Raw genomic sequence first — 16,143 nt, forward strand, 5'->3', positions numbered from 1 at the left:
TCCCGGACGAGTCGAAGACGAAGGCGGGGCCGGTGCGGCGGGTGATCGCGGTCGGCGGCAAGGTCGTACGCGGTTCGCGGACCACGACCGCCCCGGCGATTCAGCTGCTGGCGGCGATGGACCACCACGGCGTGGTCCTGGCCCAGCGGCAGGTCGCCTCCAAGAGCAACGAGATCCCCTCCTTCGCACCCTGCGGAACGGCCTGGATCTACAGAACGCGGTGGTGACCCCGATGCCTTGCACACCCAGCACGATCACGGGGCCCATCTGACCGGCAGTGGCGCCCACTACGTGGCTGTCGTGAAGAAGAACCATCCCGGCCTGTATACCCAGGTCAGGAACCTGCCCTGGCGGGACATCCCGCTCGGGCACCGCAGCCGTGACCACGCCCGCCACCGCGACGAGATCCGCCAGCTCAAGGCCGCCGCGTTCAGCGACCTGGACTACCCCGGCGCCCGCCAGGCCGTCCAAGCGGTGTGGTGGCAGCGCGACTTGAGCACCGGGAAGCTGACCATCGAACGGGTTTACCTGATTACCAGCCTGAGCGTCTTCGACACCACCTGCACCGAACTCGCCACCTGGATCAGAGGCCACTGGGGGAATCGGGGTGCGCCATGAGGGGCTTCGTTTCCGGACGGGCGTGAGAGACTCCCGGCACCTGGCTGTCGCAGCAGCAGGGTGAAGCAGAGCGCTTCGACCAGGAAAACCACGATCCTTCAGGCTTCGGTGCGTACTCCGCCAGGCACATTGTGCTGGACCTCCGACTCCGGGCTGGGTCGGCCCGGCAGCAGGAGGCACAGCGGAACGGCGGCTGCGGTGAAGGCGGTGGACCACCAGAAGGCCTCACCGAACCCAGAGGCCAGGGCGGCGGGCGGGTACGCGCCGGCTGTCACACGTTGCAGGATCACGACCAAGACCGCCAGGCCCACGGAACCGCCGACCTGCTGGGCGACTCGGCTGATGCTGGAGGCCGCCGGGATCTCCTCGCGTTCCAGTCCGACGAAGGCTGCGCCCATGATTGCGATCATGGCCCCTCCCAGCCCGAGTCCCCGCACGAAAGGCACGCTCATCAGTGCGACGTTGCTCGTGGAGGCGGTGACGAAGCCGAACGGCACCGTGGCCGCGCAGGTGAGGGCGAAGGCGGCGATGGCGACGGAGCGCGAGCCGAAGCGGTCCATGGACCGGCCTGCCAGCGCGCGGGAGAGGAGGGCGCCCACACCCGTCGGGATGAGCAGCAGTGCGGCGCCCAGAGCGGATTGGCCGCGTACTTGCTGCCAGTACAGCGGCAGCAGGAGCATGGTCCCGTACAGGGCGGCGCCGGTCAGGAACACCAGCATCGAGGATGAGGCCAGTGCGCGGTGGCGCAGCAGCCGGATGTCGAGCAGGGCGTCCGGTCCGCGCCGCAGCGCCCAGAAGACGTATCCGGCGAGCAGCGCCACCCCGGCGGTCAGGGGCAGGAGCATCCTGAGGCCGGCCGGGCCGTTGGACCCGGAGAGCTGTGTCAGGCCGTAGATGACGGCGGCGATACCGGGTGAGAGCAGCAGCATGCCTATGGTGTCCAGGCGGGGGCGGGTGCCGGGCCGCGGTCTGTCTTCGGCAAGGTTGCGCCAGGCGAGGTAGCCGCCGACGGCGCAGAAGGGCACGTTGAAGAGGAAGATCCAGCGCCAGTCGCCCAAGTGCAGGATGGCACTGCCGATGACCGGGCCGATGATCGGGCCCAGAGCGGTCGGCACGGTGATCAGGGACATGACCTTGCCGATGTTGCGGCCCCTGGCGGCCTGCATGACCAGGGTGAACATCAGCACCATCAAGGTGCCGCCCCCAACGCCCTGGACCGCCCGGAAGGCGATCAGGCTCTGGACGTTCCACGCGCCGGCGCACAGCAGCGAGCCGATGAGGCAACATGCCCAGGCCGCCGATCCACAGGCGTTGGCCGCCCAGCACCGACTGAGCCCATCCGACGGCCGGCATCGTGGCGGACAGGGCCAGGAGGTAGGCGGTGGTCACCCACTGGGTGGTACTGAGCGATGTGTGGAGCTGCCCGGCGAGGCCGTCGATGGCGACGCTCATGATCGTGGTGTCAAAGATGACGGCGAGCGCACCGATGATCAAGGTGTAGGTCAGACCTCGCAGGGCCGGGTCGATCTGGTCGGCGTCTGCGGCGACGGACGGCGGCTTGGCGCCCTTGGCGTTCACGGACATCTCTAGGGTAGGCAGCTCTATCTTACGAGGTGAGGCTAGACCGCTACGATGGGATAGGCAAATCTATCTAACGGATGTGAGAAGCTCGGATGGCCCAGCGACGCCGCGGAGCGGCACTGGAGACGGCGCTGCTCGACGCGGCCTGGGAAGAACTCATTGACAACGGCTATGCCCGGTTCACCATGGACGCCGTCGTCAAGCGCGCAGGTACCAGCCCTCCAGTCCTCTACCGCCGATGGTCCGACCGCGACGCACTCGTCCGGGCGACCATCCCCCACGTCCTGCGCAAACACATCCACGACGTTCCCGACACCGGCTGCCTGCGGGAGGACGTCCTCACCCTCATGCGGGAGATCAGCGCCACCGGCCTCCAGCTCGTCACCGTCATGAGCGTGAATCTGGCCAGCTACTACCAGAAGACCGGAACCAGCCCCGGCGACCTGGTCGACCCCACCACGACAGGGCGCAAGGAAGCCGTCGACGTACTCTTCGGCCGAGCTGTCGACCGGGGCGAGATCAATCCGGAACTCCTCACCGAACGCATCAAGTCACTCCCCTTCGACCTGCTGCGCCACGAATTTCTCACGACCTTCGCCCCCGTGCCCGACCACGTCCTCGAAGAGATCGTCGACACGATCTTCCTCCCCCTGGTGCGCTGACCGCGCGGTCACCCGCAGCTCCCACGCGATGTCCTCGGTCCTGTCCCCGCGTGCGAACCGCCCGGCTGCGTCCAGCCGAAGCCGTTCCCGCTTCTCCCGCTCCCCGGGCGTCAGACCGCCCCCATGCGCACACCGCATGACTCCTGTCACCAGGCCCCGACATCCGCTACGACGTTGGCTCGACCTGGGAAGTGCCTCCGACGGTGGCAGGAAGAAGGACTTCGACAGTCCTCATTCTTGCCGGTCAGAGGCACTTTTCGCTTGCCTGATCACCCGTCAGGCAGCCCCCTCCTTGAATGCCCGAGGTCAGGGCGTCGCCCACGCCCGCGTATGTATGCGTGTCAGGCCGCGGGTTTCGCGACCTCAGCTTCTGCGGCACGGGCGAGACGTTCGACCCAGTCCTGGTGATAGCGGTAGAGCGCACCGGGATGCTTGTGGCCGAGTTCATCGAGGAAGAAGGGGCCCTGTTGCGTTTCCTCGGTCAGCACGTGACAACCATTTTTCGTGGGCGTGATCACCCAGCCGTGGTACGCGCTTGAACCGGTTTCGTCGCCGTCGACCGTCGTCTCCCACGAGAGCCTGGTGAAGGGCTGATACTCCGTCACGTTGAGAGTCATGGGAAATCCCACCGTCACCCGGCTGTAAGTGGTTCCGAGCTCCAGTACCGTCTCATCGCCCAGGATCTTGACCTGATCTTCGGGAGGAAAGTAGCTCGACCAGTTCTCGGCATCGACGAGCAGCTTCCATACCACTTCAGGCGGCGCCTTCACGTCGATATCGTTGAGCGCGTAGAGCGCCGACGTTCTCGGGTCATACCGTTGGGGCCAGTTCACCTTGTCGTACATCCGCTGTTCCTGTCTGAACGTGTTGGAGAGAATGCTTCAATGCGCCACCTGCTGTCTGAGGTGTTTGGACGGACAATCCGTTCACCCGGCAGAGCTCAAGTCGCCTCGAGAAGTTGGCCGCTGTGGTTCGACGTGAGGCTGTGGGCGGTCCGCGGCGGGGGCGCCTCTGGAGCTGTCGCGGGAAGACCGCATCCCGCTGGTACCGCGTACTGACTCCCGCCTTCGGTAGTCCGCTGTTCCCGCGAGTCAGCCGGCGCGGTTGTCACGCTCGGCCGCTACCTCGGCGAGCGCCGCGAGAAGGTTCTCGTGTGTGCGCCAGAAGACCTCAGGATCCTGCTTCGCCAATTCGATCCAGAGCGGGCCCTGCATCGTCTCCTCGGTCCAGAGGTGGCTCCCCCTCGGCGTGGGTGTGATGATCCAAGCGTGGTAGGCCTTGGATGCCTCCGACGCCTTGGGGTAACCGCCCCAGGCGATACGCGTCACAGGTTGAAACTCCTGTACGGATGCGAAAACGTCCCGGCCGGCCAGGTTGGCTTCGAATCGGGTTCCGAGGTGCAGCGATTCATGGCCGTCAAGCAGCTGGACATGTTCGACGCCCGGGTAGAAGCTGGGCCAGGTTCGGGGGTCCACGAGCAGGGACCAGATCGTTTCAGGAGAAGCTTCGACCTCGAGCTCGTTGGTGAAGTGGATCGGGGAGCGACTGGGGGCCAGGGCCTCCGGCCAATTAATCGCTTCAAACACAGAAGTCTCCGGTTGACTCTTGACGTATGCCGGTTGAACGTGGCCGGCGCTTCACGCTCGGCTGACGGCCACCGAGTTCCTGACAGCCTCCAGACCGGTGGCGTGCGAGACAACGGGCTCGTATCCGAGTTCGGCCACGGCCCTGTCCGTCCGCAGGGTGCACTGCTGCCCGAGGAACCACCGAGCGGGAACGGGGACTTCGCGGGCGGCGGTCTCGGCGTCCAGGTCGGGGATCGGGACACCGACGCCATGGATCTCGAACTGGGTCTCCAGGAACTCGCGAAGCGTGACACGGTGCCGGTCGGTGACGAAGTACGCCTGACCTGGCCGGCCGCGCCGCCATCCGAGCATGAGCCCCTCGACGGCGTTATCGACGAACGTGACGTCAGTTGTGTGTCGGCCTCCGCCGATCCAGGCGAACTGCCCGGACCTCGCCGCCGCCACCAAGCCTTCGACGAGGAAGCTGTCGGGACCCCAGACGAACCTCGGGCGAATCGACACCGTGGCGAAGTCCGCGGTGTTCGCGTCAAGCACGATCTTCTCGGCCACGGCCTTCACCGCACAGTAAGCGGCTTCCGAGTCGGGTCGCAGCGGCGCGGTCTCGTCGACGTCCACGAGCGGGTCACCGGCGAGGAGCGCGGCTTCGCTCCCGCAGTGGACGAACCGGGGAACCTGCGCGTGGCGGGCCGCATCGACGGCTGCCTGGGTACCGCGGACCGTCACAAGCTCGTGGCGCTCACGATCAGCGGTGATGTCCGTCTCCGCAGCGAGGTGGAACACCACATCGCTGCCCGTCACACTGTCGCGCCACGTGGTCGGGTCGGTCAACTCGCCCCGCAAAGGCTCGGCGCCCAGTGCCGACACCTTCGCGGCCGATGCCTCACTACGGACCAGGACACCCACCGAGTGCCCCTCCTCGAGCAGCCTGCGTACCAGTACCTTGCCGATGAACCCCGAGCCACCCGTGACGAATGCTCGTGCCATGAAACTCTCCTCCGTCGAGACCGGCCTCCTCGCCTGCTTCGAGGCGAGAAGGACTCACGGGGTGAAGCGGTCTCAAGCCACGAGCCATTCCCTCGAAAAGATTCATAGTTGGACGGCATGCGATAAAATTTTCGTATGCCTTCTCTTCGGGCGCTGGAGTGCCTTGTCGCGGTCGCGGACTCCGGGTCGGTCACACAAGCGGCACGGCTGCTTCATTCGTCGCAGCCGGCGGTCTCTCATCAGCTCGCGGCGCTGGAACGCGAGGTAGGAACGGTGCTGCTCCGCCGCGAACCCAGGGGAGTCAAGCTCACTCCTGCTGGGCGCGCCGCCGTCGCGGATGCCAGACGAGCGGTCGAGGCGGCTGCCTCCGCGGTCCAGTCGGCCCGCGCTGTCGGCGAGGCGACCGGGGGATCGCTGCGGTTGGCCTGCGCGCAGAGCCTCGTCTCCGTGCTCGCCCCGGTCGTTCGCGAGTGGCACCGCCGTCACCCCAAGGTGACGATCACATTGCGTGAGTCCACGTCGGCAGAAGAGCTTCACGGCTTCGTCGACGCCGACGAAGCGGACGTGGTGTTGATGCCCGCTCCGGTGCCCGACCGCTTCACGGCCACCGTGGTCGCTGAGGAGGAAATTGTGCTGGCGGCGCCAACGGACCATCCCATCGCGCGGCAGCCCGTCGTCCGCGTAAAGGATCTTGACGGAGTGCGCCTTGTCCACTTCGCTCCGGACAACGGCCTCAGCACGTGGCTTGACCGGTCCCTCACCAAGGCCGGGGTCCGCCCGGAGCCTGTGATGAGGACATCGGTGACTGTCGCAGCCCCGCAACTCGCGGCCGCCGGCCTGGGGGTCGCGGTATGCCCGGTGAGCGCGATCAGCGCCGGTTTCCCGGGCGCGGTTCGATCGTTCTCACCACACTGGGTCAGGCAACTGGTGGCGGTCACCTCCACCACACTCGACCCGCTCGCCGCGCGGTTGATCGCCGACATGCGCAGGCACGGCGTGCACGTGCCCCGCGACGTGCGAACTCAACTCGGAGGGGTCAACTCGACTCCCGCGAAGGCGAGACCGTCCTCCTGAGGATCGCCCCGCCGAGGCGGTAGGCGACCAGGTCGTTCGCCGGCGGGCCGACAGCGGGGGCGGCGTCAGCGCCCATCGATTCTGCGAAGGCCGGACCTGGAAGCATCGACGCCCGCACGGGCCGGCGTTGCTGCGGCGACCGCCCGGAGGGCGCATCGGCGCCCTGCCCGACGACGCAGACGAGCCGTATGGCATCGCCGTCCCACGACTCGGCGCGACTGGGCAGCTCCGCACGGCCGGTGGCAATCAGGCGCGCACGGCGGCGGTCCGCAGGCCAGTAGCGCGGTCACGGCTTCGTCCTCAGAACTGATGCGAGATCGCCGGTTGGCGGATATGGAGACGGTGTCGAGCGCGGGGGTCAGGCACGCATTCCATCCGCAGATATGAGCAATATCTATCGCAACCCGTCTTTCTATCGATGGTAAGACGGGAAGGACGGCTTCCTGTTGGCAGTTGCACGGCAGACAGAGGGCGGCTCACCGCTCGTCCTGTGCAACTTCGAGGAGCATTCGATGGCGTATTCGCTGAAGGACAAGCACGTTCTGATCGTGGGGGGCAGCTCAGACATCGCTGCTGCCCTGGCCACCGATCTCCTGCGCGAGGGTGCGCGGGTCACCCTCGCGGGCCGGGACATCGAGAAGACGGCCGTCGCGGCGAAGGCCATCGGGGACGCGGTCCGGCCTGTCGCCCTCGACCTGTCGGACGAGGGATCGGTCCAGGCGGCCGCGGATCAGGTCAGGGCCGCCGGCGGGCTCGACCACCTTGTCAGCGTCGCCGCGGAACGGGCCAGCGGGCCTGTCGCCTCCCTCGAGCGCCGCGCGCTGCTTGCGGCCTTCGACGCCAAGGTCCTCGGACCCATCCTGCTGGCCAAGCACTTCGCCCCGATGATCGCCGAGGGGGGATCGCTGCTGTTCTTCTCCGGCCTGGGCGCGTGGCGGCCGTCACCGGGAGGCGTCGCGATGGCAGCCACCAACGGCAGCGTCAGCGCGCTCGCATCCGCCCTCGCGGTTGAACTGGCGCCCACGCGCGTCAACGCCATCTCGCCCGGAGTGATCACCACCAGCGCCTGGAACACCGCGGTACCCGACAAGAACGAACTGTTCCAGCGCGTCGCGGCCTCCGTGCCGGCGCGCCGTGTCGGGGAGCCCTCCGACGTCTCGGCCGCCACCCGCGCGCTGCTGACCAACCCTTTCATCACCGGCGAGACCCTCCACGTCGACGGCGGAGCGCGCTGGGCCTGACCCCCCGGCGCGAGCGGGACTGACGAAGGAGCGACAAGTAGGTCGCGTCCACCACATCTGTCACCACTGTGAAACGAGATACATCATGAGCAACATCAGCATCATCGGCCTGGGAAACATGGCCCGCACCATCGCCGCCCGGGCGGTCGCAGGAGGCAACGCCGTCGAGGTCATCGGCCGCGACGCGGCCAGGGCCAAGAACCTGGCCGAAGCCCTCGGCAGTGGCATCACGGCCGGGACGTTCGGCACCGCACCGGCCGGCGACATCGTCATACTCGCCGTGCCGCACGACAACGCGGCGCCGGTCGTCGCCCAGTACGGGCACGTGCTGGCCGGCAAGGTCATCATCGACATCACCAATGCCTTCAACTCCGACGCCACCGGGCTGACCACCGCTGTCGGCACCTCCATCGCGCAGGAGATCGCCAAGGTCGCCCCCGCCGGCGCGCACGTCGTGAAGGCGTTCAACACCGTCTTCGGCCACGTCCTGGCCCAGGGCCGCCCGCTGGACGTGCTCATCGCCGGCGACGACGCCCAGGCCAAGGCAACGGTGGGGGCATTCATCAAGAGCCTCGGGCTGCGGCCGCTGGACACCGGCTCCCTGGAAATGGCGCACTGGCTGGAGGGGACAGGCCTGGTGATGATGGGCCTGGGCCGCTACGGCGCAGGGAACTTCAACTTCACCCTCGGCGTCGACACGTCCGCCTGAGCACACCGGCACCCGCGATCCTGCGGGTGCCGATAAATCATCCGGCCTGGTCACGCGGCATGTTGGTACTGGTTGAGTGTCCCGCCGAGTTGGTCTCGTCGATGGACTTCGAGGCGTCTGATCTGTGCTGGTTCGTTGAGCGGGTGGGGGAGTGGTCGGAGTGGAGCGGCTTGGTTCAGGGCACGGTGGGGTCTGTGCCCGTTGTAGAAGGTGTCGAACTCCCTGAGCGCGTGGAGGAGGTGGCTCTGGTTCCAGATCAGGGTTCCGTTGAGGAGTTCGTGCCGGCAGGTCTATATCCAGCGCTCCATGATGGAGTTCATTCGCGGCATGCGGACACCGCTTTTGACGATCTGGAGTCCGGTGTCGGTGAGCAGTGCGTCGAAGGAGGCGGTGAACTTGGAGTCGCGGTCGCGGATGAGGAACCTGGCTGTGCTGCCTGCGTCTTCGAGGTCCATGAGGAGGTTGCGTCCGAGCTGTACCACCCACTGAGCGGTGGGGTGTGCGGTGGCGCCCAGGATCCGGATGCGGCGGGTGGAGTGCTCGATGACGGCGAAGACGTACAGGCGTGCCCCGGTCAGGGTGCGGGTCTCGAAGAAGTCGCAGGCGAGCAGGGCGCTGGCCTGGCCGCGCAGGAAGTCGGCCCAGGTGGTGTTCTGGCGTTCCGGAACCGGTGGGATGCCGTGGTCCTTGAGGATCTCCCAGACGGTGGACGCGGCGACCCTGATACCCAGGGCGGCGAGCTCGCCGTGTATGCGCCGATACCTCCACGAGGAGCTCTCGCGAGCCAGACGGAGGATGAGGGAGCGGATGGAGCGGACAGTGGGTGGTCGTCCGCGCCGCTTGGGTGCACAGGTCGCGGCGTGGCGCCGTTTGAGTAGGTCGCGGTGCCATCGCATGATCGTGTCGGGACGTACCAGCAGCAGGAAGTTCCGGAGCTTGTCCGTCGGGAGGTGATGGAGCAGGCCGGAGAGGATCACCCGGTCGGTGTCGGTGAAGGTGGGCTTGCCGACCTGGCGTTGGAGAACCAGCAGTTGGTGCCGGAGGGCGAGGATCTCGATGTCCTTGTCGCGATCGCACACCGGTAGCAGGCGAAGGAAGGCGAAGGCGTTGGTCGCGGCGAGATAGGCCAGGCGCAGGAGCACGATAGATCATGATGCCTCGATTGCCGTGCGCAGGTGCAGACATCGAGTGCTGGGAGCAGGCCAGTAGCAGACCAGCGATCAAGGCCGTGACCTGGGCGGATGATTTATCGGCACGCGCAGTGCCGGCGGGCTACCAGGTCACGGTGCCAGCGCAGGACCGTGTCAGGGCGCACCAGCAGCCGCATACGTCGAAGTACGTCCTTTGGGAGGCCGTGCAGGAGCGCTGCCAGGAATGCTCGATCGCCCGCTGCGAAGGCGACTCGTTGCCAGTTCAGCTGTCGCTCCAGTACCGCGATCTGATGGCGTAGGGCCAGAATCTCCGTGTCCTTGTCCCGGTCGGTCATCGGCAGCAGGCGCAGCATCGCGAAGGCGTTCGTCACGCCCAGGTAAGCGAGTTTCCACAGCACAAACGATCACCATGTCGGGATCATCGTCCCCCCTCCAGAGCCCCGAGCAACCCTCCGGACCGAGCAGCCCGGCTGCCACGCATATCAGCGCTGACCAGGGCGGATGAGGTAATCGGCAAGGACAACGCCGAACGGGGTGAGCGTCAGGTCGGGTTCGGCTGTTGCCAGCCGAACTACTCAACCGCGCTCTGCAGCGGCATCGGTCACCAGCTGCCACATCTCATAGTTCCCGCATTCCGCCGTGATCTCAGCCGTCGTCTGAGCCGCGGCGAAGAAGTCGTCGGCCAGCGGCGAGGTGCGCGACGCTGCCATCGCGATGAATACCTGGTCGGGCGCCAGGTCCGGGACGGGTACGTACCTGATGTCCGGCCGCGAGTAGAACACGGTCTCCGAGCGCCCCACGAACGAGATGCCACGGCCGGCCGCGACGTGCTCGAGCTTCTCCTCCACCCCGCGCACCCGGAGCCCGGAGTCGGGGAGCGGACGCCTCGTGGGCTGCGTGCTCGGGTCGGCATGCCAGATCAGCGGTTCACCGGCCAGATCCGCCTCGGTGACCTCCTCCTTGCCGGCCAGCGGATGGTCCGCGGGCAGCGCCACCATGAGCGGCTCGGTGTAGAGCGGGGTCAGGCGCAGGCCGGTCTCGTCGACAGGCAGCCGCACAAAGCCGACGTCGACGCGGCCGTCGAGCAGCATAGGGACCTGGTCGTCCCATTCCATGCGCTGCACGTCCACGACCACGTCCGGATGGCGGCCACCGAACTCTCGCGCCGCGGGGATGACCGGGATCCCCGCCCGAAAACCGACCACCAGCCGCCGGCCGCCACGGGCAGCCGCGGTCACCCGGCGCCTGACCGCTTGCGCGGAGGCGAGCAAGGGACCGGCGTCGTCCAGGAGTTGTCGGCCCGCGTCCGTCAGCGTGACGCCGTGTCTGTCCCTGGTGAACAGGGGGGCGCCCAGATCCTGTTCCAGTGCGCGGATCTGCCGGCTGAGCGCCGGCTGCGCGATGTGCAGGTCCTCGGCGGCGCGGCCGAAGTGCAGCCTGTCGGCGACGGCAACGAAGTAGCGCAACTTGCGCAGATCCAGATCCATGGAGCCCCTCCCGGTCCGGCAATGCCTTGAGGTTATCACCACGGCTAAAACGGGTCTTGGACACCCGCTCGGGCCAATGGCATCGTTCATGGGGCCGAGAGAATTCGGTACAAGGATTCGGGATCGGTAATTGCTACTCATCAATTCAATGGAGTGATCGTGGGAAAGCTCGACGGCAAGGTAGCGGTGATTACGGGGGGATCCACCGGATTGGCACTGGCCGGGGCCAAGCTTTTCGTCGAGGAAGGAGCGCATGTATTCATCCAGGCCCGGCGGCAGGAAGCACTGGACGAGGCCGTCGCCCTGGTCGGCCGCAACGTCACCGCGGTCCAGGGTGACGCGTCCGACCTGGACGACCTGGACCGCTTGTACGACACCGTCAAGAGGGAGAAGGGCTCGATCGACGTACTGTGGGCCAGTGCCGGGATGGGTGAGCCCGCCATGCTCGGCGAGATCACCGAGGAACAGTTCCACCGCTCCTTCTCGCTTAACGCCCGCGGCACCCTGTTCACCGTGCAGAAGGCACTGCCGCTGATCAACGACCACGGCTCGATCTTGATGACCGGATCCAACGCCTCCCTCGGCGCCTTCCCCGGCTGGAGCCTCTACGCGGGAAGCAAGGCGGTCCAGCAAGCCTTCGCCCGTGTCTGGCTCAACGAGCTGCGCGACCGCAAGATCCGGGTGAATGTCCTGACCCCCGGCCAGGTCGGCACGGCCAAGCAGGAAGAGCTGTTCGACGAGACGACCAGGACTGCCTTCGAGACCCTGATCCCCCGCGGAAAGATGGGCCGCCCCGAGGAGATCGCCACGATCGCCCTGTTCCTGGCCTCCGACGACTCCAGCTACGTCAACGGTCTGGAGCTTGTCGCCGACGGCGGCACCACCGCTATCTGAACCACACACGAACGAGACCGGGTCATGCACGAACGCGGCCGGGCCACGCGCGAACGAGACAGAGCGGCGCCCCAAGAACAGGCGTCCCCGAGAACAGGAAGAGAGCACAGCTCATGAGCAGCATCACCTTCATCGGTGCGGGGAACATGGCCCGCACGATCGGCGCACTCGCGGTAGCGGGCGGCAACCCCGTCGAGATCATGGCACGCGATCACTCCAAGGCCGAGGCCCTGGCCAAGGCTCTGGGCGGCGGTACGACGACGGGTGAGTGGGGCGCCGTCCCGGCCGGGGACATCGTCATCACGGCCATGTTGTACGACGGGGTCGTTCCGACCGTCGCCCAGTACGGGGACGCCCTCGCGGGCAAGACCATCGTCGATATCAGCAACCCCTTCAACACCACGGGCGACGGCCTGGCCCACAGCGAGGAGACCTCGATCGCGCAGGAAGTCGCCAAGGTGGCCCCGGCCGACGCCAACGTGGTCAAGGCCTTCAACACCATCTTCCGTGGCGTCCTGCAGAACGGCCAGCCCGACGTCTTCTTCGCCGGTGACGACCCGCAGGCCAAGGCGGACGTGGCGGCATTCATCAAGAGCCTCGGACTGCGCCCGCTGGACGTCGGCGGACTGAAGATGGCGCACTGGCTCGAAGGAGCGGGCGTGCTCACGGTAGGCCTCGCCGGCAACGGAATCGGCCACGTGAACTTCGCCCTGGGCGTCAACGAGTTTACGGGCTGACCCCCAGGGCTGACCAAACAGTCGACGAATAGGGCGCCGTGCGCTCCGGCTGATTGACGGAACCACCGACTCGTCGATGCCAGATGTCAGATATCAATAGTGGCGAAAGAGTTCGCCCGAGGAGGCGCAACGCAATGCAGCTCGGTTTCGTGATCCCCCTTGTTGGGCCCGCGGTCAGCGACGCCCCCGCCCTGAGCGCTTTCGTCCGCGGACTCGAGGACCTCGGCTACGACACCCTGTGGGTCGGCGATCGCCTGGTCATGCCGGTTGATCTGGGCAACGGCTATCTGGACCGGGGGCCGCAGATGGCCCGCTCCTTCGATCCGATGCTGCTGTTGACCGTCGCTGCGGCGGCGACCGACCGGGTGCGCCTGAACAAAGCAGCACCCTCAGCACGATCTACTACGAGCCGCAGCACCTGGCCCGGCAGTTGACCACGCTCGACGTGCTCAGCGGCGGCCCCTCGGCGTGGGTGTGGGGGTGGGGTGGATGAAGCAGGAGTACGACATCGCCCGCAGCGCGGACTGGGGCCGGCGCGGCAAGATGCTCGATGACACGCTGGCGTTCCTGCGGGCGTGGTGGACGACCAGTCCCGTGTCCTGGGACAGCGGGTTCTTCACCATGCCACCGGTCCATGCCGACCTCCGTCCGGTCCAGGCGGGTGGGCCGCCCATCTAGATCGGGGGTGCCAGTGAGGCCGCGATGCGCCGGGTCGGCCGCAGCGGGGTCGGCTGGCTCGGGGCCGAAGGGCCGGCGCCCGCTGCGCCGGCCAGTAGTCAGGACGAGGGCGCCGGCCGCTTGTGGTCGATCGCGCGTTGAGCGGTGGAGGAGGCCGGCCGCGATCCCGACGCACTCAAGACGGCCATGCGGATCAACCTCGAGCCGGGCACGTCCGTCGACTCGGTCGCGGACCACCTGAAGCGGTACGCCGAATCCGGTGTCGATGAGGCGTACTTCGATGCCTTCACGATGTTCGCCGGCCTTGACCAGTTGCTCGACTTCGCCGGCCAGGTGATCGAGCGTACCGGCCGGTTGTGACACCTAAGAAGCGACCACCGAGGAAACCAGAGGAAGAGAGAACTCACCATGAGCAGCATCAGTTTCATCGGTCTGGGCGGCATGACCCACGCCATCGCCTCACGTGCGGTAGCGGGCGGTAACTCCGTCGAGCTGATCGGCCGCGACGCCGCCAAGGCCAAGGGCCTGGCTGCCGAGCTCGGCGCCGGGGCCACGGTGGGGGCCTTCGGCGCCGTCCCTGTGGGCGACATCGTTGTCCTCGCCGTGCCCTACACCAGCGCCGTGCCGGTCGTCGCCCAGTACGGGGATGCCTTGGCCGGCAAGGTCATCATCGACATCTCCAACACGTTCGACGCCGACGCCACCGGGGTGGTCACTCCCGAGGGCACGTCCGGTGCGCAGGAGATCGCCAAGGCGGCTCCGGCGGGCGCGCACGTCGTGAAGGCGTTCAACACAGTGTTCGGCCATGTCCTGGTCCAGGAGCGTCGGTTGGACGTGCTTTTCGCCGGAGACGACGCACGGGCCAAGGCCGACGTGTCGGCGTTCATCGGGAGTCTCGGACTGCGTCCCCTCGACGTCGGCGGCCTGGAGATGGCCCGCTGGCTGGAAGGGATCGGGCCGCTGCTGATGGGCCTGGCCCGGAACGGCGCGGGGACCTTCGACGTCGCCCTCGGCGTCGACCTCCGCGGCTGAGCACACCCGCACCACCACCCGGCACCACCACTTCGCGCACCACATCACCGACAAGGAGCAGTACGTTGCGAGTCCTCGTCACTGGCGGGACCGGCCATTCCGGTTCGTACATCATCCCCGAACTCATCGCGGCAGGACACGAGGTCACCGGCCTCGTCCGGTCGGACAGGGCCGCCACGGCACTGTCCGCGCTCGGCGCGAAGAAGCGCCGCGGCGACCTCCAGGACCTCGACGGGCTCAAGGAGGCGGCCGTGGACTCCGACGGCGTCATCCACGTCGCGCACCGGCAGGACCTGCTTCCCTCCGGCGGGATGGCCGCCGTGGCCGCCGCAGAGCTCCCGGTCATGCTCGCGTACGGCGAGGCCCTCGCGGGGACCGGTAAGCCGCTGGTCGCGGCGGGAAGTATCGGCTCGCCCGGGACCGGGACGTACCTGGGCCGGCCGGGTACCGAGGAAGACCCGGCCCTGCCCGTCGGCGACGAGCACAAGGGCACCCTGCGTGCCCGTAATGTCGTGGAGTCCGCCGTCATCGGACTCGCCGAGCAGAACGTACGGTCCTCGGTCGTGCGGATCGCCAACATCATGCACAGCGCGACCGACCGTGGCTTTCTCCCCATGCTGATCGCGCTCGCGAAGGAGAAGGGCTTCGCCGGCTACCCCGGAGACGGCGCGAACCGGTGGAACGCCGTGCACGCCCGCGATGCCGCATCCCTGTTCCGTCTGGCGCTGGAGAAGGGCCCGGCCGGCAGCTACTGGCACGCGGTCGAGGACGGGGGCGTCCCGTTCCGCGAGATCGCCGAGGCCATCGGCAGCCGCCTGGGCCTGCCCGCCATGAGCGTTCCCCTGGACGAGCTGATCCTGCCGGCACATTTCGGGTTCCTTACGAACGTCGTCACGCAGAGCTACCCGACGTCCAACCTCATCACCCGCCGGACCCTGGGCTGGGAGCCGGCTCAGCCCCGCCTGCTCGCCGATCTGGACAACGGCCACTACCTCCCCGCCGGCTGACGGCAGGGGACCCGGATCGCGACGGAACCGGCACATGGCAAGGACGAGGCTCTGACGACGAGGCTCGTACCAGGACAAGGCTCTTCTGGAAGGACGCCGCGAACATGACGACCGTGGGACTCATCGGAAGCGGAGCCATCGGCAGCACCATCGCGCGGTTCGCCGTCGAGGCCGGCCACCAGGTCGTGCTCAGCAACTCGCGCGGTCCCGGGACGCTCGCGGACACGGTCGCGAGACTGGGGCCAGGGTGTGCCGTTCGGAAACTCGTCGCTGCTGGTCAGGCCGCGTATCCGTACTCGTTGATCACGCCACCGAGCAGTCGTGTGCGTAGGAGCCGGTGAGGGGTTGGAGCGGTCGTGGGCGCTGTGTGTTCTCGGGCGAGCGGGGAGAGTTGGCCCCTGGCCTGGTGTGGGCGATGACCGTTGTAGTGCCGGGCGTAGGTATTGAGGACTTGCCGGGCGTGGGACTCGTTCCGTATCAGCATGTGGTCGAGGGCCTCGCGGTGCAGGGTGCCGATGACAGGTTCACAGTGCGCGTTCATCCGGGGAGCCCGAGGCGCGGTCTGCATGACCTCGATGCTGTCGGCTGCGAAGACCGCGTCAAAGGGCTTGGTGTATTTCGCGTCCCGGTCGCGGAGCATGAAGCGCAGCGACTCGACCCGCGCACCGAGCAATGCTCAAGACCTGTGGATCAGCTCCGGGT

The 16,143-nt window shown here is 67.4% G+C and carries 19 protein-coding genes and 3 pseudogenes; 14 read left to right on the forward strand and 8 right to left on the reverse strand.

Going from position 1 to position 16,143, the window contains the following annotated elements; translation table 11 throughout:
- The first annotated feature begins 32 nt into the window (after window positions 1–32).
- Window positions 33–227, forward strand: a complete 195-nt coding sequence (locus tag ACGFMP_RS31885) for a hypothetical protein (RefSeq protein ID WP_393676842.1) — start codon at window positions 33–35, stop codon at window positions 225–227.
- A gap of 73 nt (window positions 228–300) precedes the next feature.
- On the forward strand, window positions 301–618 hold the full coding sequence (locus ACGFMP_RS31890) for a hypothetical protein (RefSeq protein ID WP_393676843.1): 318 nt from the start codon (window positions 301–303) through the stop codon (window positions 616–618).
- 98 nt (window positions 619–716) lie between these two features.
- On the opposite strand, the pseudogene ACGFMP_RS31895 reads toward ACGFMP_RS31890, so the two are convergent.
- A pseudogene (locus ACGFMP_RS31895) lies at window positions 717–2,202 on the reverse strand (MDR family MFS transporter).
- Between the two features lie 89 nt (window positions 2,203–2,291).
- Here ACGFMP_RS31895 and ACGFMP_RS31900 point away from each other — a divergent pair.
- A complete protein-coding gene (locus ACGFMP_RS31900) occupies window positions 2,292–2,861 on the forward strand; it encodes a TetR/AcrR family transcriptional regulator (protein WP_393676845.1) in 570 nt (189 codons plus the stop codon).
- 341 nt (window positions 2,862–3,202) lie between these two features.
- Here the strand turns inward: ACGFMP_RS31900 and ACGFMP_RS31905 are convergent, their stop codons facing one another.
- From ACGFMP_RS31905 to ACGFMP_RS31915, 3 genes are all read right to left on the reverse strand, one after another.
- Entirely contained in the window at window positions 3,203–3,706 is a 504-nt protein-coding gene (locus ACGFMP_RS31905; protein WP_393676846.1) for an SRPBCC domain-containing protein, read from the reverse strand.
- A gap of 246 nt (window positions 3,707–3,952) precedes the next feature.
- Window positions 3,953–4,447, reverse strand: a complete 495-nt coding sequence (locus ACGFMP_RS31910; protein ID WP_393676848.1) for an SRPBCC domain-containing protein — start codon at window positions 4,445–4,447, stop codon at window positions 3,953–3,955.
- Window positions 4,448–4,498: 51 nt separating this feature from the next.
- Complete coding sequence (locus ACGFMP_RS31915) at window positions 4,499–5,431, reverse strand: NAD-dependent epimerase/dehydratase family protein (RefSeq protein ID WP_393676850.1); 933 nt, start codon at window positions 5,429–5,431, stop codon at window positions 4,499–4,501.
- 135 nt (window positions 5,432–5,566) lie between these two features.
- Between ACGFMP_RS31915 and ACGFMP_RS31920 the strand changes: the two genes are divergently transcribed.
- The 3 genes from ACGFMP_RS31920 to ACGFMP_RS31930 all read left to right on the forward strand — a co-directional run bounded on the left by ACGFMP_RS31920 (window position 5,567) and on the right by ACGFMP_RS31930 (window position 8,455).
- Window positions 5,567–6,505 (forward strand): LysR family transcriptional regulator, encoded by a 939-nt coding sequence (locus ACGFMP_RS31920; protein WP_393676852.1) that lies wholly within the window; start codon window positions 5,567–5,569, stop codon window positions 6,503–6,505.
- A gap of 512 nt (window positions 6,506–7,017) precedes the next feature.
- Window positions 7,018–7,746: an SDR family oxidoreductase gene (locus tag ACGFMP_RS31925; RefSeq protein WP_393676853.1), complete on the forward strand. Its 729-nt coding sequence runs from the start codon at window positions 7,018–7,020 to the stop codon at window positions 7,744–7,746.
- Window positions 7,747–7,831: 85 nt separating this feature from the next.
- Window positions 7,832–8,455 carry an NADPH-dependent F420 reductase gene (locus ACGFMP_RS31930; protein WP_393676855.1) on the forward strand — a complete coding sequence of 208 codons (624 nt, stop codon included), beginning with the start codon at window positions 7,832–7,834 and terminating at the stop codon, window positions 8,453–8,455.
- 50 nt (window positions 8,456–8,505) lie between these two features.
- Here ACGFMP_RS31930 and ACGFMP_RS31935 read toward each other — a convergent pair.
- The 3 genes and pseudogenes from ACGFMP_RS31935 to ACGFMP_RS31945 form a co-directional block, all read right to left on the reverse strand.
- Window positions 8,506–9,597: pseudogene (locus ACGFMP_RS31935) on the reverse strand (integrase core domain-containing protein).
- Window positions 9,598–9,701: 104 nt separating this feature from the next.
- Window positions 9,702–10,004, reverse strand: coding sequence for a hypothetical protein (locus ACGFMP_RS31940; protein ID WP_393676857.1), 303 nt, complete (start codon window positions 10,002–10,004; stop codon window positions 9,702–9,704).
- 177 nt (window positions 10,005–10,181) lie between these two features.
- Window positions 10,182–11,093 (reverse strand): LysR family transcriptional regulator, encoded by a 912-nt coding sequence (locus ACGFMP_RS31945; protein ID WP_393676859.1) that lies wholly within the window; start codon window positions 11,091–11,093, stop codon window positions 10,182–10,184.
- Window positions 11,094–11,252: 159 nt separating this feature from the next.
- Between ACGFMP_RS31945 and ACGFMP_RS31950 the strand changes: the two genes are divergently transcribed.
- From ACGFMP_RS31950 to ACGFMP_RS31985, 8 genes are all read left to right on the forward strand, one after another.
- Entirely contained in the window at window positions 11,253–11,987 is a 735-nt protein-coding gene (locus ACGFMP_RS31950) for an SDR family NAD(P)-dependent oxidoreductase (protein WP_393676860.1), read from the forward strand.
- A 113-nt stretch (window positions 11,988–12,100) separates the two neighbouring features.
- Window positions 12,101–12,724: an NADPH-dependent F420 reductase gene (locus ACGFMP_RS31955; RefSeq protein ID WP_393676862.1), complete on the forward strand. Its 624-nt coding sequence runs from the start codon at window positions 12,101–12,103 to the stop codon at window positions 12,722–12,724.
- Between the two features lie 134 nt (window positions 12,725–12,858).
- On the forward strand, window positions 12,859–13,158 hold the full coding sequence (locus tag ACGFMP_RS31960; protein WP_393676864.1) for an LLM class flavin-dependent oxidoreductase: 300 nt from the start codon (window positions 12,859–12,861) through the stop codon (window positions 13,156–13,158).
- Window positions 13,159–13,213: 55 nt separating this feature from the next.
- On the forward strand, window positions 13,214–13,402 hold the full coding sequence (locus ACGFMP_RS31965) for a hypothetical protein (RefSeq protein WP_393676865.1): 189 nt from the start codon (window positions 13,214–13,216) through the stop codon (window positions 13,400–13,402).
- A 144-nt stretch (window positions 13,403–13,546) separates the two neighbouring features.
- A complete protein-coding gene (locus tag ACGFMP_RS31970) occupies window positions 13,547–13,762 on the forward strand; it encodes a hypothetical protein (RefSeq protein ID WP_393676867.1) in 216 nt (71 codons plus the stop codon).
- 48 nt (window positions 13,763–13,810) lie between these two features.
- Window positions 13,811–14,434, forward strand: coding sequence for an NADPH-dependent F420 reductase (locus ACGFMP_RS31975; RefSeq protein ID WP_393676869.1), 624 nt, complete (start codon window positions 13,811–13,813; stop codon window positions 14,432–14,434).
- Between the two features lie 65 nt (window positions 14,435–14,499).
- Window positions 14,500–15,441: an SDR family oxidoreductase gene (locus tag ACGFMP_RS31980; RefSeq protein WP_393676871.1), complete on the forward strand. Its 942-nt coding sequence runs from the start codon at window positions 14,500–14,502 to the stop codon at window positions 15,439–15,441.
- Between the two features lie 104 nt (window positions 15,442–15,545).
- Entirely contained in the window at window positions 15,546–15,782 is a 237-nt protein-coding gene (locus ACGFMP_RS31985) for an NAD(P)-binding domain-containing protein (RefSeq protein WP_393676873.1), read from the forward strand.
- On the opposite strand, the pseudogene ACGFMP_RS31990 reads toward ACGFMP_RS31985, so the two are convergent.
- A pseudogene (locus tag ACGFMP_RS31990) lies at window positions 15,719–16,111 on the reverse strand (integrase core domain-containing protein); the annotation flags it as partial. The gene ACGFMP_RS31985 and the pseudogene ACGFMP_RS31990 sit on opposite strands and share 64 nt — an antisense overlap.
- Window positions 16,112–16,143: the final 32 nt, after the last annotated feature.

This window comes from Streptomyces sp. NPDC049040 (genome assembly GCF_043197715.1).
Taxonomy (GTDB): domain Bacteria; phylum Actinomycetota; class Actinomycetes; order Streptomycetales; family Streptomycetaceae; genus Actinacidiphila.